This is a genomic window from Rhodococcus sp. P4_B6 (assembly GCF_056402215.1).
The window spans coordinates 1-603 of sequence record NZ_JBFUHV010000493.1; the positions used below are offsets into that span (position 1 = coordinate 1).

Annotated in this window: 1 protein-coding gene; it reads left to right on the top strand. The window is 59.7% G+C overall.

Going from position 1 to position 603, the window contains the following annotated elements; all coding sequences use genetic code 11:
• The first annotated feature begins 169 nt into the window (after positions 1-169).
• Positions 170-565, top strand: a complete 396-nt coding sequence (locus AC1DWT_RS51760; RefSeq protein WP_477926341.1) for a hypothetical protein — start codon at positions 170-172, stop codon at positions 563-565.
• Positions 566-603: the final 38 nt, after the last annotated feature.

The following is a 603-nucleotide window of genomic DNA, read 5'->3' on the forward strand; positions in this document are numbered from 1 at the left end:
GAATGGAGTTGAACAGGCCGGCGACCATCACAACGGCGGTCAGTGCGATGGGAATGATCAGCGGCACGCCGTCGAGCTTGGCTCGGCGGAAGGGTGAAGCAATCTCTGGTCGAGTCTCGATGCTCATGGGTTTTCCCCTCGGGGGGTGCACGTGTCGACCGCGGTTGACATGCTCTACAAGCACGCGGACACCGCGCACACCCTGTTCGGTGCCGACGCGCCCCTCATCTGGCTTGTACACGGCACCACGATCTCTCGTGACACCCTCGCTCCGATCCTGGAGGCATTCCTCGAGCGTGGCGTGGAGTTTGTAACCCTCGATGAGGCGATGAAGCATCCGGTGAACTTCGGGAAGCCGCCGTGTAATGAGAGCTTCACCAACCAACTACAGAGATTCGCGCTTGCTGCGGGCTTGCCGAAACCTGAACTCGACTTCGAGCGGCTTGCCGAGATCCTGAACCTCGCGCCCATTCCCGGCCTCGACACGATGGCGACTTACGAAGAGCGCATGTTCAAGCCGTTGGCAAAGCGGGTGGGAGCTGAATACGACTGGGATTGGTCCTGAGTCGGCAATCCACATTCACAACGTCACCTCTCTCTAAT